The 18715-nt window shown below is 50.9% G+C and carries 16 protein-coding genes; 4 read left to right on the top strand and 12 right to left on the bottom strand.

Annotated elements, in window-relative coordinates; genetic code table 11:
- The first annotated feature begins 15 nt into the window (after positions 1–15).
- The 3 genes from ETA_RS17750 (at position 16) to ETA_RS17740 (ending at position 2778) form a co-directional block, all read left to right on the top strand.
- Complete coding sequence (locus ETA_RS17750) at positions 16–438, top strand: RidA family protein (RefSeq protein WP_012442983.1); 423 nt, start codon at positions 16–18, stop codon at positions 436–438.
- A 20-nt stretch (positions 439–458) separates the two neighbouring features.
- Positions 459–1751, top strand: coding sequence for an NAD(P)/FAD-dependent oxidoreductase (locus tag ETA_RS17745; RefSeq protein ID WP_012442982.1), 1293 nt, complete (start codon positions 459–461; stop codon positions 1749–1751).
- Positions 1752–2193: 442 nt separating this feature from the next.
- Positions 2194–2778, top strand: coding sequence for a LuxR C-terminal-related transcriptional regulator (locus tag ETA_RS17740; RefSeq protein ID WP_042959202.1), 585 nt, complete (start codon positions 2194–2196; stop codon positions 2776–2778).
- Between the two features lie 98 nt (positions 2779–2876).
- On the opposite strand, the gene ahr is transcribed toward ETA_RS17740, so the two are convergent.
- The 11 genes from ahr to ETA_RS17680 form a co-directional block, all read right to left on the bottom strand.
- Entirely contained in the window at positions 2877–3893 is a 1017-nt protein-coding gene (ahr, locus tag ETA_RS17735; protein ID WP_012442980.1) for an NADPH-dependent aldehyde reductase Ahr, read from the bottom strand.
- A 146-nt stretch (positions 3894–4039) separates the two neighbouring features.
- The gene (locus tag ETA_RS18725) at positions 4040–4507 is read right to left on the bottom strand and encodes a hypothetical protein (RefSeq protein ID WP_012442979.1); all 468 of its coding nucleotides are present in this window, start codon (positions 4505–4507) and stop codon (positions 4040–4042) included.
- Positions 4500–5186: a winged helix-turn-helix domain-containing protein gene (locus tag ETA_RS17725; protein ID WP_231853345.1), complete on the bottom strand. Its 687-nt coding sequence runs from the start codon at positions 5184–5186 to the stop codon at positions 4500–4502. Before ETA_RS17725 ends, ETA_RS18725 begins: the two co-directional genes overlap by 8 nt.
- Positions 5187–5235: 49 nt before the next feature.
- Positions 5236–6386, bottom strand: a protein-coding gene (locus tag ETA_RS17720) for an IS3 family transposase (protein ID WP_157861812.1) whose coding sequence is annotated in 2 segments (ribosomal slippage) — positions 5236–6149 and positions 6149–6386 — 1152 coding nt in all. Because the reading frame shifts where the segments join, the coding sequence is not laid out codon by codon here.
- A 569-nt stretch (positions 6387–6955) separates the two neighbouring features.
- Positions 6956–7876, bottom strand: coding sequence for a fimbrial protein (locus tag ETA_RS17710; protein WP_012442977.1), 921 nt, complete (start codon positions 7874–7876; stop codon positions 6956–6958).
- Positions 7877–7909: 33 nt separating this feature from the next.
- Positions 7910–8452 (bottom strand): fimbrial protein, encoded by a 543-nt coding sequence (locus ETA_RS17705; RefSeq protein ID WP_012442976.1) that lies wholly within the window; start codon positions 8450–8452, stop codon positions 7910–7912.
- Positions 8449–11169 (bottom strand): fimbria/pilus outer membrane usher protein, encoded by a 2721-nt coding sequence (locus tag ETA_RS17700; RefSeq protein WP_012442975.1) that lies wholly within the window; start codon positions 11167–11169, stop codon positions 8449–8451. The genes ETA_RS17705 and ETA_RS17700 overlap by 4 nt, the downstream gene beginning before the upstream one ends.
- 81 nt (positions 11170–11250) lie before the next feature.
- The gene (locus ETA_RS17695) at positions 11251–11892 is read right to left on the bottom strand and encodes a fimbria/pilus periplasmic chaperone (protein WP_231853289.1); all 642 of its coding nucleotides are present in this window, start codon (positions 11890–11892) and stop codon (positions 11251–11253) included.
- A gap of 151 nt (positions 11893–12043) precedes the next feature.
- Positions 12044–12646 (bottom strand): fimbrial protein, encoded by a 603-nt coding sequence (locus tag ETA_RS17690; protein WP_012442973.1) that lies wholly within the window; start codon positions 12644–12646, stop codon positions 12044–12046.
- Between the two features lie 941 nt (positions 12647–13587).
- A complete protein-coding gene (gene proP, locus ETA_RS17685; protein WP_012442971.1) occupies positions 13588–15093 on the bottom strand; it encodes a glycine betaine/L-proline transporter ProP in 1506 nt (501 codons plus the stop codon).
- Positions 15094–15319: 226 nt separating this feature from the next.
- Entirely contained in the window at positions 15320–16891 is a 1572-nt protein-coding gene (locus ETA_RS17680) for an EAL domain-containing protein (RefSeq protein WP_012442970.1), read from the bottom strand.
- Positions 16892–17150: 259 nt separating this feature from the next.
- Between ETA_RS17680 and ETA_RS17675 the strand changes: the two genes are divergently transcribed.
- Positions 17151–17480 (top strand): DHCW motif cupin fold protein, encoded by a 330-nt coding sequence (locus ETA_RS17675; RefSeq protein WP_012442969.1) that lies wholly within the window; start codon positions 17151–17153, stop codon positions 17478–17480.
- Between the two features lie 30 nt (positions 17481–17510).
- On the opposite strand, the gene ETA_RS17670 is transcribed toward ETA_RS17675, so the two are convergent.
- Complete coding sequence (locus ETA_RS17670) at positions 17511–18572, bottom strand: AI-2E family transporter (protein WP_012442968.1); 1062 nt, start codon at positions 18570–18572, stop codon at positions 17511–17513.
- Positions 18573–18715 lie beyond the last annotated feature (143 nt).

Below are 18715 nucleotides of genomic sequence, written 5' to 3'. Positions count from 1 at the left end.
TATCAGGAAAACAAAATGACCCACATTATCAAACTTAAAACGGGCTCCGTCCTGGAAGAACAGGCGAGCTACTCGCGTATCGTGGCGGTGGATAACTGGATTTATGTCTCTAACACCGCCGGACGTCATCCCCAAACCAAAATCATCCCGGAGGATGTGAGCGAGCAGACCCATCAGGTTTTTGCCAATATCGAGCAGGCGCTGGCCGCCGTTGATGCTTCGCTTGCCGACGTTGTGATGTCACGCGTGTTTATCCAGGATCCACGCGACGTGTCAACGGTAATGGCGATTATTGGCGAGAAGTTTCGCGGCGTGGACCCGGCAACCACCGTTACCTGCCCGCCGCTGGGCTCTACCGTCTATAAGGTCGAGCTGGAGGTGACGGCCTGGCGCGGGGCGGCAACGGCAGACGTGCAAAAATTGACGCTCGCTCTTTAACACGGACTAAGAAGGTCACTATGGCTCCTGCAATCACTCCGGTTCAGACCGCGTCGACCTTGCCGCCTGCCACCACCGTTGTGGTGATTGGTGGCGGGATCGTCGGACTCACGGCCGCATTGACGCTGGCTGAACGTAATATTCCCGTGGTGCTGCTGGAAAAAGGGCGGCTTGCGGGGGAGCAGTCTTCGCGCAACCTCGGCTGGGTGCGCAAAACCAGTCGGGTCGCCGAAGATATTCCGCTGGCGCAGGCTTCCGACCGCCTGTGGGCCGAAATGCCGCAGCGCACCGGTTATGATGTCGGCTATCGTCAGTCGGGCATTATGTTTATCGCCCGCACCCGGGCGCAGATGGCGATGCACGAAGGCTGGCTGCAATCCGTGGCGCATCTCGATCTGGATTCGCACCTGCTGAGCGCCAGCCAGATTGCCCAGCGGGTGCCCGGCGGACGCGGCGCATGGGCGGGCGGCATCTTTACGCCCTCTGATGGTCGCGCGGAACCCACGTTGGCCTCCAGCGCGATTGCCAAAGCGGCTATCGCAAAGGGCGTGACGATAGTAGAGAACTGCGCGGTACGTTCGCTGGTGACCGCCGGCGGCAAGGTGAGCGGCGTCGTGACAGAAAAAGGCGAAATTCGCTGTGAGCAGGTGCTGCTGGCCGGAGGAGTATGGTCACGGCGTTTCCTCGGCAATCTTGGCATTTCGCTTCCCACGCTGCCACTGATCTGCTCGGTGCTGCGCACTACGCCGATGGAGGGACCCACGGAGATCGCGGTAGGCGCTCCGGACTTCTCATTCCGTAAGCACCGTGACGGTGGCTTTATTATCACCCAGCGCGGCGCGTTGGATGCTTCTTTGACCCTGGACCATCTGCTGCTCGGAATGCGCTATATGGCGCAGCTGCGCGCCCAGCGACATTTTTTACGCCTCTCGCTTGGCAAAAATTTTCTCCAGGATTTGGCATTACCGCGCCGTTGGGCCGCCACTCAACGCTCGCCGTTTGAACGCGTTCGCACGATGGACCCACCGGCCAATTTAGCCCTGAACGCCGAAGCCATGGCGAATCTGATGAGCGCCTGGCCCGCCTTTGAAAAAGCTGAGATAGCCGATGCCTGGGCCGGAGTGATTGACGTCACGCCGGACTCCAATCCGGTGATCGGCCCGGTGGCGCGGATCCCGGGCCTGACGCTGGCAACCGGTTTTTCAGGGCATGGATTCGGTACTTCTCCGGCTGCCGGACAGCTGGCGGCGGATATCGTGTCCGCCTATACCCCAATAATCGATCCTAAACCTTATTGCTTTACGCGATTTTAACCGCCGCCTGTTTGACGTTAATTGCCAGCCAGAGTCGCCATGCGGCTACCTGGCTGATATCCTCGCCCGCACCCTATTTTTAGCCGTATCTTCCCCCGCGTGATAGTTATTTTATCAGCCTGTCATCTCCTGCTGTTCTGACTGACCTGCCTGTTATCTGGCGCAGCTGTGCTTATCCTGCATGCAAGACAGAGAGAATAAAACAAAGGAAATGGAGGTCTTAAAATTTCTTTTTAATTATTTTAATGATATTAAAACCTATTTATTTCTCTTTAATAATTTAAGAAAGTTATTGAGATACAGCCAGTTACATTCAACCATCTTATTATTTTGTTATTTTTTTTGTGAGTAGTTGTCTGCCCTTCAGTCTCAAATTAACATGGCATGACTTTTCAGGTTAATCAATATCTTGTTTCTTTTAAGAATAGCAGAAGGCTTTCTCATGCACGTTATTAGTGACTGTCGTTATTTTGAATTTGCAGTAAATTCGGTTTTTATCAATGAAAATAGGATAAGTCACGAACACGAAAAGCTGGTTATTGTCGATATGCGCTACCTGTCATTTCCTGAAGAAGCCTTTAAAAAATTCATGAATGTCTCGAATGTATTTATCGCTCACCATTTTGTCCTGGTCGGTAATAAATCATTATTTCCGCCGGATTTTTATGATAGTCATTTTTTTATTGATTCAAGCATGAGTATGACCGATTTTGTCGATCGGTTACTGAGGTTATCGCGAGAAAAAATTAGCGTAGATCAATACTGCGCCAGGCTGACAGGGCTGATCCACCATAAGGATGCCTCCCAGGGTATTTTATTAACGAATATGGAAAGAAAAATCAGAACGCTGGTATTTAAGAATTTACCCGTCGCGAATATGGCCTCACGGCTTATGCTGAGCCATAAGACGGTATACTCCCATCTGAACAACATGAAAACCAAATACCGGGCGCGCTCGTTAAGTTTCCTCTATCTCAAAATCCAAAATGGTGAGCTGCCTGACGGTGACGCAGCAAGGGCGCATTAACCTGTGGCAAGAAGGCGACCCGATGGCAGGTCGCCTGGTATTCTGAATCGATCGTGTTTTACCCGTCTTTCTGGCTCACGCCGTGCGGCGTGACAACATCAGAAATCCGCTTTCAGTACTACACGGAAGTTGGCTTTACCGGCGCGCACATGCTCCAGCGCCTCGTTGATTTGCGACATCGGGAAGAATTCAACCTGTGGCGCGATATCATGGCGTGATGCCAGCTTAAGCAGCGAGCGCAGCTGGCCAGGAGAGCCGGTGGATGAGCCGGTCAACGCTTTATCACCTGAGATCAAATCAAACGCACCCACCTGGAATGGCTTCATCACTGCGCCAACGGTATGGAATTTGCCCTGCGGTGCCAGCGCGTCAAAGTACGGCTTCCAGTCAAGGTCGACGGCAACGGTACTGACGATCAGATCAAAGCGCCCAGCCTGCGCCTTAAGGGCTTCCGGGTCACGACTGTTGACCACCTCGTCGGCACCCATATTCAGGATGGACTGCTTTTTATGCGGGGTGGAGCTGAACGCGACCACCTCCGCCCCCATGGCATGCAGGATCTTGATAGCGATATGTCCCAGGCCGCCAATGCCGATCACGCCAACGCGGCTGGTGGCGGTGATGTTGCTCATCAGCAGCGGTTTAAATACCGTAATGCCGCCGCACAGCAGCGGGCCCGCGGTCGCGGCATCCAGACTTTCCGGCAGAGGGATAACCCATTGCCAGTCGGCACGCATTTTGTTGGCAAAGCCACCGTTGTTGAGCACGGTGGGTATGCTGCCCTGCTGGCAGTTGACCTGTTCACCGTTGATACAGGCATCGCAATGCTGGCAGCTTTTCGCCGTCCAGCCGACGCCAACGCGCTGTCCCAGCGACAGCCCCTTATCTTTGGCCGCCTCTCCGAGTGCCGATACGCGCCCAACCACCTCATGACCGGCGATGGTCGGATAGCGGGAAATCCCCCATTCATTGTCGATCATCGACAGATCGGAGTGGCAAACGCCGCAGTACTCGACTTCGACTTCAACTTCTTCTGCAGATAGCGCTTCGGCTTCAAACTCATAAAGCTCCAGCGCCTGCCCGGCTTTCATTGCCGCATAGCTTTTAATTTTCATCGATATCTCATTATCCGGTTAAGTTCAGCCACTGATTGTAGCTGCTCAAATGCGGAACCGGAAATCTCGCCACACAAACGGTTAAGCCTGTGTCTGCTGGGGATATGCTAAATAACGGCTGGAAAATGAGTGGTTTGAATCACGGGCTACAGATTTTTCTCACAGATAAATATCGGGACCGTATGCGAGTAAATCAACCAGCTGTGGTTGCCATACGGTTTGATCTCCAGCGTATGGGGCGTGCCCTCATCAATAAAAAAGGTCGGAAGCCAGGCTCTTTCTGTATCAGCAGGTAAAGTCATTTGTGGTGAGTTGATAATATGCGCAGACTTTAGCCGATACAGGTCTCCATCCTTATCGTAGGTAAAACTGACCGTTTTACTTAAATATCCCGCAATATCATCGCCTCTGTACAGTACTCCTGAGAGAGACACGGTTCCGTCCCCGGCATTTAACTGTTGTGCTACCACCATATTCAGCCTGTCGGTGCCTCTTTTGATGGAAACCTCGCCGCGGCAGTTTATCGTCTGCTCGCTGTTTTTCCGATAAGTGACGATAACGGCCGTGGCAATAATGACGACGATCAGCAGTGGGAATATTATCAACTTATTCATCAATCATATTTCCTATGTAATAGTCAGAGTGGCACCAGGCGTTCTCTTTCTCCAACAGTGAATTCTGACACATAAATACTGAAGCTCTGTCTGCATTTTTATAGGTTGTGATATAAAAATATCGATGCGTCTGACAGGAGATATTTAGCACGGAGACAAACTTATGTATCTCCTCGGAACTTAATCGGCTATCGCGATTGACAAAAATAGAGCAACGATCGCTGTGCATAAAGGGCACGAACAGACTGTTATTTTGCAAGGTTTCTGCCTTATTAAGGTACAACGGTGCCAAAATAAGTAAAAAGATCAGCATAAGGCCGATGCCATATGCGGCCATTCTTTTAATTTTTTTCTCGATACTTGCCGTCGTTTTAGTGTCACTACGTCGCGTCGTTGGTTTCTCACTGACCTCGGAGGTTGGGGGCAAAAAGACCTCTTTTTCGGCCCGGTCAACGCCACCAGCGGTCGTGAGATCAGGCAGCGTCTCCGTATCAGGCGTATAGGTTTCCCGTACGATTTCCGTTAGCGGGGAGAGGAGGAATCCCCTGCGTGGCATAGTGCGGATGATCCCTTCATTCAGGCCACTTTTATTGAGTGCGCGTCGCAGGTTGGATATGTTTTGGTAAAGGGATGTCGACGTTGGTTCCATGCCGAATCTACGCCACGCAAAGTCATACAGCTGTTCGTGAGTGACCAGTTCGCCGATATTGTGAATAGACCCGGGTTTCCTAGACGGTTCCGTGCCTCATGAACCAGGCACTTTCATAAACTGCAGGGGGTTGATCTTCACAGGCGCTATGCCGACGTTTAGCATTATAAAACATCTCTACATAATCGAAGATATCAGCCTTTGCTTCTTCTCTATTTTTATAGATCCGTTTCTTTATGCGTTCTCGTTTTAGCAACTGGAAAAAGCTTTCTGCCACCGCGTTATCATGGCAATTACCACGACGACTCATGCTGCTTTTTAAATTGTGAGCTGTCATAAAGTGCTGACATCTTTCGCTCGTATATTGAGACCCCTGATCCGAATGGATTAGTACTTCTGCCGCTGGTTTGCGTCGCCACACCGCCATCAACAAGGCGTCCATCACCAACTCTGCTGTCATTCGTCCCCCCATACTCCAGCCGATAACCCGGCGCGAGAAGAGGTCGAGAACAACGGCCAGATACAACCAACCCTCATGCGTTCTTATATAGGTCATGTCACTCACCCAATGAGTATTTGGGGTAGGAACAATGAACTGGCGTTCAAGGTAATTAGGGCTGGCAACTGAAGGCTTTCCGCCGCCGCAATAGCGTCGTTTCCGGTATCCGGTTTGAGAAGCCAACTCTGCAAGCCTCATTAGGCGCGCGATCCTGTTACGCCCGGCTCGTTCACCCAAGTCTTTCATATCGAGCCAGATTTTTCGATAACCATAAACCGTACCACTTTCAAGCCACAGTTGCTTAATGAGACCTGTTTGGCGATCATCTTGCCTGGCACGCAAAGATTGAGGTCGCTTTAGCCACTGGTAATAACCGCTGTAATGGAGGCCAAGAACCAGACACAACCGGCGTACAGCATAAAAGGACGACATTTTTTTAATGAAGGCGTACTTCAGCCTGACGTTCTTGCAAAGTACGCGGCGGCCTTTTTTAAAATATCTCGCTCCTCAGTCACCCGCTTAAGTTCTTGCCTGAGGCGCTTTACTTCGTGCTGAAGGGCATCGTCCTGCTTTCGCTGTGGTTCAGGTTTTTGGTAACGCTTAATCCACGCGTAAAGGCTGTTGGTAGAAACACCGAGTCGTGCCGCAACCTCAGAAACAGGGTATCCCTGCTCGTTAATCTGTTTTACGGCTTCAATTTTGAATTCTTCAGTGAAATTTTTGGCTGACATAAACACTCCTTCATTGAGCCTCCATTATGAGGCAAAAAAGTGTCTACGAAATCCGGGTCTATTCATTGATGATTAATAACTCGAGGCATAATGCAGCTGAGGCACTGACTGGAACAGTAGAATTTTTCCCGGAAATGCTTTTTTTTTCGGGTTCAAAAGTGATTATCTTGTTGATCGTAAATTTTCTACTCAAACCAGCTCCCCTAAATCATCATGCTATATAATTAGTTGTTTAAATATCAGGGTTTTATTATTTATTCCTGCAATTATAGCACAGTTAAATAGCGGGAGACTGAGTGGTTTCAGAAGCCGATTTATTCCAGCCTAACTCATATTTTGGCAACACATTATCAGTAAATTACTTTGACATAAGGTAAATTTTCAGGGTTGTTATCTTTCAGGCATATAGGGAGATGGCAGGTACGTTCCTTCCGCTTCATTTTGCCGATTTCCGTTATGCTCTAAATAATACGCTCTCATCGTGATAACTCAATGCTGCTATTTAAACCAGGATCCAATCGTTGATATGTTTTATCGGCTTGCCGTGTCAGAGCCGAAATAACATCTTTTTATTGCGGTTCTATCCTGACGGTCATTATCCCCTGGCTCTCACCGGGTTGCGGGTTTTTTCCCGCGCCGGGAACCACCATAATATGGGTGCTCTCACCAGCCTGTGGCGCTGAAAATGAAGCGGTTCCCTGGCTTAAATCTATCGGCACCGCGCTGTTTTCGCGGAAAAGGCAAAAGCGTAATGAGTCATTTCCCGTCCCCACGCAGCCGTTCGATACCTTATTTGTCGTTATGGTTATTTTTTCGTTGAGGTTATTACCCGAACAGTGCCATTGCACCGGAAGCTTTACTTTTTTTTCCATTAATAATCCCCCTGGGGATTTCACCAGGTCACCGTACTTTATATCACCCAAATCGACCAGGGTGTCGACGGAAACGGTACACTGTGCTCTAAAGGGGATCGTGCCTTTTATCTCCATATCCCAATGATTTTCGCCGATCGAGATGGCGCGTTGGATCCAGATTTCCTCATTATGGAAACAGGTATTTTCAATGATTAACCCGCTTGAGTTGATGCTATTTATTCTGACCGCATCAACATCTGTCCATACATTTCCCTCGACCGAAATATGATCGCTACTGACGAAAAAATTAGCCGGGAAAGCTATCGTTCTGCTGCCAAGCCACCCACCGCCTTTACGCTTGTACTCTACGTCAAGATAGGCAGTGCCGTTCCACTGAATACAATCCCTGTTGAGGTGATACGTATCTGCCCCCCAGGCCACCCAAACGTTACCCTTGCCGATTGAAGCTGAGGATTGTCTCGGAGCCTGCAGGTTTAATGTTGCCCTCCCGGTGCCTGGGGCGCCGGTGAGCGATGCCGGCCAGGTAATATGACCCCCGTAATCGGCGCATAAACCCCCGGCAGACACCATACAAAGAAGAGCATAAACAACACTGCGGACTATTTTATTTTTCATGGAACACCTGTTTATCTGTCTCTATTTGCACAATTACTGATATTCAAACTCAAGATTCACTACGCTGATAAAGCTGCCGGGCGCAACGCTGTCTCTCGTGGAGACATAGCTGGCGGAGAACACCAGGGTATTATTCTGACCCGCGCTCAGCGGAACGCTGTCGGAGACAGAACCATCGGGATAAAACCGGCGGATGCCATCAGCGGTGTAAAAATAAAGGCCTACGCCCGAAGCGGCATGGTCGCCATCGGCGCTATTTTTAAACGCGCTGTAGTCATCTGAATCAGATATGCCTTTGGCCGTTACCTTCACCTGTGTTGCCCCCGGATCGCAGTCTTTAAGATGTATTGCGACCTTTTTATCACCCACTCTCGTCCCTCTGGCAGCGGCAAAATCACCTACCGAAACGACGGGTAAGAATACCGTGGGCGCGCGATCTTCAAGGCTACAGGTATTCGTTTTCACGGTAGCTTTCAGGGTAACGGTTGCTGTATCACTGGCGGCCCCGGCGTCGATAGCCGTAGACAACAGCACCCCCGCCAACGAAATACATACTGCACGCGGTAGTAATGTCATTTTTCCCCCTGGCCACAGTGAGCGTTGAATGAAATGATGCCGCTCTTTGCCGGTTCTCTGACCGTTTGCCAGTCAAAGTCACACCGCTGGTTGCTCTCGTTACCCCAGCGCGCCTGGCCCTTGCCGCTCACCGCCATGCCAGAGAGATACACCTGCCCGTCATCGCCGACAATGCCGCTACTCTCTCCTGCGGTCACCACGCTGCCGAACGGCAGGAATTTATTGTTATGACTTAGGGTAATTAACATGCTTTTTCCCGTCCGGCCTTTAAACACCGCCTTGACTACGGCACCCTTAGTCGGCACCACGCGCATGACCGGGTTATCGATATCGGTTCCGTAATCCAGGTTTTTTGCATCCAGCGCCACGCGGTTTTCGCGATAGACCGATGCGAAAGGCTTAATGGCGTATCCCCGCCAGTCAGTCGAAATACCCGTTTCATTTTCCAGGGCGGTATATTTTATGCCCGGTGCGGCAACCAGGATATTGGTATCCCCTAACGTCTGGCCAAATGTCACCCCCTCACCGTGGAAAATTATTCCCCCCGCAAGACCGTAGCTTATCTGACGGTAATCCTTACCGTAGCTGTATCCGGCGTTGCTGCTGCCGTATCGGCCCTTATACGTTTCGCTAAGGCTACCTGAATTTCCATTGCGGCCACTGTAGCCTTGAGTCATATTCCAGCTAAGTTTGTTCTCATCAAGGATCCTCCCGCTCAGGCTTGACTGATGAGACATATTTCCATTGTTATCACGGTTAATACTGTAATTTGCCCAGGTTTGAGAGTTGGACATAAACGGCAGCGTATTCAACGGGAAGGACAGGTTAAAGTAAGCTGAGCGATCGGGGCGCTGCGACGCGTTGGCAAAGTTATAATTGAACGTCAGGCTGTAGCTGGCGCTGCCCCATGAAGAGTTCAGCCCCGTTTGCAATGACTTTCTGGCGTAACGACTATTGCGGTAGGTTTCTTTCGTTCCTGACAGAAATATCGTTCCCAGAGAACCCACTTGTTGAGACATATTTAGCTGTATTTTACTTTTTTTATGCTGCCGCAGATCAAAATAGTTTCCGCAAGGTTTTGTGGCCAGAGGATCACCTTCATCCTGCCATTCTGCCCGGTGACAGGATTGATTGCGCCAGCCGGACATCTCCTGACTGGCGGCTTCTTCCAGAGTGTAAAAACCCGCCGTGGAATAGCGGTAACCTGCAAGTTGGAAAGCCGTTCCGGTTGAATTCAAAGAATGAGCATACAAAAGACGCATAGAACGGCCCTGATATTTATCGCCGCTGGTTAGCGTGCTATTAGCCTGGGTGATATCCATTGAGAAGGCCCCCATCCTGCCCAGATTCAGACCTGCTCCTCCGAGAAGAGCGGTGTAGCGACGCGCAAGCTGCGTGCCGGTGTAGGCGGTAATATTATGCGTATAACCCCGCAGCAGGGTTCCCTGCAAAAACTGTGGATGCTCATAACCCCGGCGAGTGTTTTGATATCTTCCCGCGGTCAGTGAGTACTTGGTTTGACCTTCGCGTTGCAACAGGGGCACCGATGAGAAAGGAACCACAAAAGACGTTGTGCTGCCGTCCGCTTCGGTAATCAAAACATCAAGATCGCCACTTGAATTGACCGCATACAGATCGTTAATCGTAAACGCGCCGGGCGGAACGTAAGTCTGATATACGTCATAGCCGTTTTGGCGGACGATAACCTGAGCATTGGTCCGTGCATTGCCTCTGATCGTGGGGGCAAAACCACGCAGGCTGTCAGGATACATATTTTCATCGGTGGCAATCTGCACGCCTCTGAAACTCACCGTGTCAAACATATCTCCCCCTGTCGTCAGGTCTCCCAGCTGCACATGACTTTTCAACGGGATCACCGAACGTTCAGCCCAGGTTTGCTGACGCTGCCATTGGCTGTAACTGATGCCACGGCTGTGATACTCGTTCCAGCTGCGGTTGTCGCGTAAGCGCCATGCGCCTATATTTATTCCCGCGTTCAGATTTAAATAATGGCTGCGGCCCGTGCTGCCACGGCTCCGTTTCTGATTTCCACTCAAGTTGTAATCCAGCAGCAGCGCGTTTATCCCTTCATCCCATCTCTCGGGAGAGATATAGCCTTGCGCTTTGTGCTGCATATAGGCTTGAGGAATGCTGATATCAAAACGCATTTTTTGAAAATCAAATGAGGTGGATGCGTTTTTGATAAATTGGCCAGGAGAAAGACATGCCTCATCTGTTATTGCGTTAAGCGCGGCTAAAGCGTCAACGTTAACCCCCGCATCCGCTAAATCTGAGCGCGTCAGACAGGCCTGCAGGCCCGTATTATCTTTGACGTCTTTCGGTTGATGCTGTCCCACTTCCTGGTTGTCATACGCTGAGAAGACCAGCTCTTTTTCAGTCCAATAACGGTTGTTGACAAAAATTGAAACGCGATAAGTCCCTGGGATCTGCTGACCATTTTTAGTGAAACGGCTGAGATCTGCGACCATATCCAGATCGTTACCGATCAGCTCTGGGGCGAAATAAACATCAGCATTAACCCGCACAGAAAAAGAGCAGAGTATGAACAGAGTCAGAAAAAAAAAGCGCGAAACCAGCGTTCCTCTGACCAATGGCTTTAATAAATTTATTGTAGGCACGGGTTTTATAATCCCTGAACATAATAAAGATTTAGCCACAGGGTGCGCTTGATAAATTAACGCGTAAGGGAGGCACATATATTCGCTTGGGCGTTATCGGCCCAATAACGCTTACACCCTGCGGGTTTAACCTTAATCAAATTGGCAATCACATTATTATTACCGTAGCTGGGCCTTCATTTCTGGCGTGACTGCGCCAAAGTCATTAATCGTTCTGAACTTAACTTCATTATTGCTCAGTTTTTTTAAGGCGATATTTTCACTGGCGTAAGGCGCAATCATCCTGTCATCGAGTTTCTGGCCGCCAACGGTTATCTGCGCCAGCGTCAGGTAATAAGGTGTTGGATTTTCGATGGTTATCCCACTGCCCGTGCGCTGAAAGCGCATTTTTTCCGGGGCTTGGGCGGGAAGGAACGCCAGGCCTGATGGGCGATAGAACAGCTTAACGCGCGTTATTGCTGCCAGCATCAATACGTTTTGGCCAGAAATCTTCGACTTATCAACCGATGGGATGGACTTAACGTTGAAATAGTAAAGCGTTTCTTGCTCTTTATTTCGAGCAGCCCCGTTATAGATCAGGCGCAGAGTATTCTCGTTATTCGGGCCGCTAACGTAGAGTGGCGGAGCAACCACAAAATCATGGTTTTTTTCACCATTTGCATTTTCAACCCAAGACTGGACGAGAAAGCTGGATTTATCAGAGGTATTACGCAGCGACAGGGTGACCTGCTTACTTTGTTCAGGATAAATCACGCGCGTACCGGCAAGCGTTATTCCCCCCGCCAATGATGAATGCGACATGAATAAGACGAAAAATGTGATACCCCAGCAAAAAATATTTCGCATTGAAATAAAATACATATCCTAACCTTTTAAAATTTTTATGTATAAAGAGGTGCATGCCTGACCGGCATGCACAGCAGAACGTGACGTCAGAGGGTGCCCGTTGAGATTACTCGTAGTTAACGCTGAAATTGACTACGGCATTGGCGGAGCCGGCTACCACTGCATCACCCGTTGCGACGTAAGTCGCCGCAAATGGGATAAGATTGCTCCCGACATGCAGATTGTTGGAACTCGTCGCGGTCGTACCATTGATTTTCACCGGTACGTTATTTTGGCTGATTTGAATACCCACGTTTTTCGCCACGGACTCCCCGCTACCGTTTGCGTTCAACGATAGTGTGGAATCATCCCCCGCTGGCACACCATTAAAGACAATTGAGGCCTTGGTATAATTTGCCGTTTCCGTCGGGTTTGCGCCGGGAGGGGTCAGATCGCAGCCTGTCAGCTTGATATTAAAACCGACGGGTGATCCTGTGCTCCCTTTTTTCCCGAGTGAGTTCACGGCAATCTGCCCCAGGTTGACCATCTGTGAGTCGGTATCGTTATCGACCACACAAGGTGCAGAGACCACCGAACCGGTAAACTGGATCTTTCCACCGTCCACGGTCACTTTTTTGGGGGCAGCCGGATCTGCCTTCGCGTAAAAGGGTAAGGCACTCATAGTCAGTAATGAAACTAATGAAGCCAGCATGAAATGACTTTTCCCCATGATATTTCCTTTATTTTTACGTAGTGTTTTCCAAACAAATCAGCCAGTATTAGCTGATTACCAAATTTACCGTAGCGAATAAGCTGCGATAAAAACTATATTTTAAGTAGTTATACGGACCCGCTTGCCAGTGGAATGCAGCATGGTGAGTAGCGAATGTGATGTTGCATTTATATTTCAACCACACCGTTCTACATGGTAAACGTCATTTTAAATTTACAATCATAACGGGCGGTTTGACTTAGCGTGCGTCAACGGGAAGCGATATCCGTTGTCTGTTGTTCCGTTTTAACGATTTTTATTTTCATGTGAATATCCTTTCTGGACGTTTTTTTCCACTATGAGGACATTTCAAAAGCACTGTCGTTTAAAATTGGAAGGGGATTCTAGAGCGGATTGATCAATCGGGGAACTTCAAATTTTTAAGTTTATCTCTTTTATTGAAAAAGACATTTAATATGATTTATATCAATGATTTGTGTGATTATGCTTGCGCAATTTGTGAGATTGTATAGAGAAAAAAAGAGAAAATAAAAGCATCGGGAGATGGGGGGGGATCCCTGTATATCTATTTAGAGATTTTTCTTGGTAACGGCAGGGCGGTTTGAGAGGTAAACGGCTTAGTCATATCAAGCATCAGGACTTTATATATAACTGTCCATACGACAAAAAAACTATTAACCAGCGTTATTATCGTATCCGTTGATGGAGGCAGGCAGTGAGGCTCACGCCATGCGGAATGCAGGTCGCTATGGTTAATAACGAAAAAAATCTGCCGTATCAAGCATAGCAGGAATGGCCGTATGATATTCACATCGCCGCCGGCGGCTGTGTTATTTGCGAAACTTAATCACCCTAATTTATTGCAGGGAGTGCAGACGCTGACAATGCGTGGGGTGGGAATAAACAGGGGCACGTTGTGCCGTGCCCCTTCAGAGAGGTTATTCGTTAATACGCGGATGCTGATTAATAAGATGGGAGCGCTTCGCTTCCAGCTCGGTAATCTGATCGTTTATATCTTCGATTTTCTGTTCGATATTATCGTGATGTTCTTGCAGGATCTCTTTAGCTTCCGCCATATCTGAAGCCGCAGGCGTTGCACCGCGCAGCGGTAGATTAGCGGTTTCCTTCATCATGATCCCGGTCACCAGGCCAATCACTGCCACCACCATCAGGTAGTAAGCCGGCATATACAGGTTGCTGGTCGCTTCTACCAGCCAGGCAGCGGCGGTCGGCGTCAGGCCGGCAATCAGTACGGAGATGTTAAAGGCACTGGCCAGCGCGCTGTAGCGGATGTGGGTTGGGAACATGGCTGGCAGGCTTGATGCCATCACCCCGGTGAAGCTGTTGAGGATCACCGCCAGTATCAGCAGGCCGGCGAAAATCAGCCCCATTACGCCGCTGTTGATCAGCATAAAGCACGGAATTGACAGCGTCAGTAGCGCGATGCTGCCGATAATGACAAACGGGCGACGCCCGAATTTATCGCTCATCAGGCCCATCACCGGCTGTACAAACAGCATCCCCAGCATGATGGCGATGATGATCATCACACCATGATCTTCTGAGTAATGCAGGTTATGCGACAGGTAGCTCGGCATGTAGGTCAGCAGCATGTAGTAGGTCACGTTGGTGGCAATCACCAGACCGACACAGGCTAACAGGCTTTTCCAGTGTTTTGTCGCGATCTCTTTAAAGGAAACCTTCGGGCCATCGGCCAGTCCTTCGCGATCGCCCTGCTCCAGCTTGTCAACATGCTGCTGGAACGCCGGGGTTTCTTCCAGCGCGTGGCGCAGGTAAAGCCCGATGATACCCAGCGGTAGCGCGACGAAGAACGGAATACGCCAGCCCCAGTCGAGGAAGCTCGCCTCTCCGATAACGGCTGAAATCAGTACCACCAGTCCGGCACCCAATACGAAACCGGCGATAGAACCGAAGTCCAGCCAGCTGCCCATAAAGCCGCGCTTGCGGTCAGGCGAGTATTCGGCAACAAAAATAGAGGCCCCGGTATATTCTCCGCCAACCGAGAAGCCCTGCGCCATTTTACACAGCAGCAGTAGGATCGGTGCCCAGATACCGATCGAGTTATAAGACGGAATTAAACCAATACAGAAGGTACTGACCGACATGATAATAATGGTCATCGACAGTATTTTCTGACGGCCGTATTTATCCCCTAACGATCCGAAGAACAGACCTCCTAATGGGCGGATCAGGAAGGGAACGGAGAAGGTTGCCAGTGCGGCAATCATCTGTGTCCCTGGATCGGCTCCCGGAAAGAAAACTTGCCCCAGTGCATAGGCAACAAAACCATAAACGCCGAAGTCGAACCACTCCATAGCGTTGCCCAATGAGGCAGCTGTAATCGCCTTGCGTAATCTGGCATCGTCAATAATCGTGACGTCCTTTAACCCGATAGGCTTAACACGCTTCCTACGTAGTTTCATATGAAATACCCTGTAATTATCTGTTTTCCTGTTTAAAAACCCGTCATATTTTTCAGGCGCCGTGTTTAAAGCCTGAACATGTAGGGGAATAAAACTAACGACAAAATGCACCATCGTCAGGCACTGGCGACGTGCCAATGCGGTACGGCAGCGCACTCTGCCAGGTATCAGTATATCGTTTCTTCGCGTACTGACATAATTTCGCTAAGAAATCTCTGATGGCAGGTCAGAGAGGAGAGGTATCAGGAGGGGGGTTTTGTTCTATCCACACCATCAGCGCAGCGCTGGACAGAGGACGCGCGTAGTAGAAGCCCTGTATAAACACCACACCATGATTTTTAAGGTATTCCATCTGTAGCGGGGTCTCTATGCCTTCCGCTACTACCTGGAGTGCCAGCCTGTGTGCCAGCTGAATAATGGTATCCAGGATCGGTGTTTCCCCATCAGCGGATTCAATGGCGTTAACAAAACTTTTGTCTATCTTCAGATAGTCCAGCGGGAAGGTTTGCAGATAGGTCAGTGAACAGTGGCCGGTACCGAAATCATCAATCGCGACGCGAATGCCTTCACTGCGTAGCTCAGCCAGCCTATGTGCGACCAGATCGCCTTCGCTAATCAGGCTGCGCTCCGTCAGTTCCAGCGTAATGGTCGGCAAAAGATGGGCAATGTTCTGTGAGAACCCGCGAATGTCTTTAACAAAATCTTCGTGCTGAAGATGGTCCGCCGCCACGTTAATGCCGATATGAAAACCGGCGGGAACCTTCCAGCTGGCGCAATCTTTCGCGATCAGTTGCAGCAGATGCCGCGTCAGCTGGACGATCATGCCTTCTGCTTCGGCTGCGGCAATAAAGATATCGGGGCGTACCCAGCTTCCGTCGGAACGCTGCCAGCGCATTAGCGCCTCGACTCCGGCTAACTGACCGTTTACCAGATTACAGACCGGCTGATAATGTACCGAGAACTCGCCAAATGCCATTCCCCGCCGCAGTTCATCGCGGTATGAGCTGCGGCGGCGCAGCCAGCTGTTGGTCACGGCAACAAACAGCACCGAGAGGATCACCGCCATCGGCATAAAGGTGAGCAGCACCTGGCGCCAGTTTTGCAGCGTTTCGGTACGCGGGGCGGAAATGCTGATGGCGATCGGATAATGGCTGGAACCACTGTTAAATGTGCGCGTTTTCCAGTTCGCCTGCTGAGGGTTTAAGGGGGCGGCGTTGGCAATTTGGTAGCCTCCGCCAAACCGCATGGTGATGTGATAGCCAAGCTTGAGCCCCGTTGCCCGCATAAGGTCGATAAGATACTGACCGTCAACCACGGCATAGCTTCCTGTCTTGCCGGGTGTCTGGCGCATAAATATCACCGCAGGACGATCCTGAACACCAAAGGTACCGGCAAGAGAGAGCGTCCACCACGATTGGCCGGGCGCAGGGAGGGCGTGGCGGATCATACCTGCTACCGGGCCGCGGGTGGCACCAAAGGCCGAGGAGCAATATACCGTGTTGTCCTGGGTCAGACCGACGGAGCGGAAATAGGGATTGAGTGCGCCCAACTTCTGCAATTGAGAGCGGATATCTTTGCACGGCCGGTTGCTGAACGTTTGCAGGCTGTCGGTCATATCCCAGGCGAGATCGCTGATGTGTTCGGCCTGGCTTAACAGCGCGGCGGCGGTCATTTCCTGCTGGCGTGCCCCCGTCTGACGCGCCTCAATAAAGGTAAAAAACAGGCAAAGTAGCAGCGGCAGCAGGCCGGCCACCACCAGCCAGAGCCGCTCATGATTAGGCTTTACAAATGTTTGCAAGCAGTTCCCCTGTGAGCGCGCGGCGGCGCACGAATAGACCCTGGCGGCGGTAAAAAATCGTTATGAAAGCACTGATGATCCCCGCCGCGTGGCGCGGCGGAAACGATTTTGAGCATTATTTAACAGCAGTATAGCGTTACCGCCCGTGACGATCGCAATATATCCGATCTCGTCAAGGTCGCGGCTGAAGCCAATGGGCGATTGCCGCCACCATCATGATGGCTTAGATTGGTGCTTTAACCGTTATGGAAATCCGGCGATGAAAATAAGTGATATCCCTTTCGGCACCACAAACTGGTCTGAACTGGCGGTGACGAAGCATCCCGGCGAAACCGGCATGGCTTTTTGGCGTACCGCGCAGTTTGGAGATGTGCGCGTGAGGAGGGTGGATTACAGCGCCGGCTATCTTGCCGACCACTGGTGTCGTAAAGGACATATCCTGCTGTGCCTCTCCGGTGAACTGCATACGGAACTTGATGATGGACGCCTGTTTACCCTCTCGGCGGGCATGAGCTATCAGGTGGCGGATAATGCCGAAGCGCATCGCTCCTGGACTGAAAGCGGTGCGCAGCTGTTTATCGTTGATTAGCCCGCACGTGAGGTCCGTTTGGGTGGCCGCTTAGCGGGGAAGCCTTTGCTCACGGCCTGGCCGCCTGCGGCCGTTGCCGAGTAAAATGGCCAGTCTGCCGCCGCCCGGCGTGGTTTCCATCAGGATTTTACTTACGCTGGTCAACGGCACCGACAGCAGCATGCCGACCGGGCCAAGCAGCCAACCCCAGAAGATGAGTGACAAAAACACCACCAGGCTCGAAAGCCCGAGTCCGCGCCCTACTATCCGGGGCTCCAGCAGATTACCCAGCAGCATATGAATGCTAACAAACAGTGCGGCTACCAGCCCGGCGTCCAGCGGCGTGTTGAGCAGCAGTGCCTGTAATATCGGCGGAATTCCAGCCAGCACCGGGCCAATATTAGGGATAAAGTTGAGCACAAAGGCCACGATGCCCCACAGCAGGGCAAATTTGATGCCCAGCGCCAGCAGAGCCAGCCAGACCAGTACCCCTGTTATCAGACTGATGAGCGCTTTCAACGCCAGATAGTGCGTCACGCCTTTCAGCGCCTTGTGCAGTCCTGCGATATGAATTTGCGGGTTGATCAGCGCATAGCGCAGCTTGTACGGCAGATGATGCACCTCGATAAGCATAAAAATCACGGTCATGATCACCAGTACCAGCTGCGTCATGACGCCGGAAAACTGTTTCAGCATGGTCGTGGCCACATCCATCATCGCGCCGGGGTCAAGCCGCTGAACCAGAGATGAACTGGAGATATTCAAATGAAAACGGGCGGCGAGATGCTGCAACGTGCCGAGCTTCTGTGCTGATTGCGCCTGTAGCTGTGGATAGACTTCACTGAACTGCTGTAGCGAACCGGCCACCATGATGCCCACCAGCGTCAGTAGCAGCAGCATGACCACCATGACCAGGGCAATCGCCATCCCGCGGCGAACTCCACGGCGGATCAGCACGCTGACCAGTGGATTGATGACGATGGCAAAAAACAGCGCCAGTAAAAAAGGCACCACAATCTCTGCGGACAGCTTAATACCGGCAAGGATCACCACCAGCGTGGCAAGCTTTAGCAAAATATTCTGCCCGACGTTCTCCTGTGGCAATGAGTTCATTGCTCCTCCGTTCTCAACATATGCGCTGCAAGTGTAGCGGCTGTGAAAATCGGCTCGGTGACTTTAGGAATCGTCGCTATGTTGGCAGGTGTGATCGGCAGGGTGAGAATAGATGGGGGGATGGGTAACATCGGCCTTGCGCG

The organism is Erwinia tasmaniensis Et1/99 (genome assembly GCF_000026185.1).
GTDB lineage: Bacteria > Pseudomonadota > Gammaproteobacteria > Enterobacterales > Enterobacteriaceae > Erwinia > Erwinia tasmaniensis.
The sequence above is the reverse complement of the archived record's forward strand: the minus strand, read 5'-3'. Positions and strand labels throughout refer to the sequence as shown.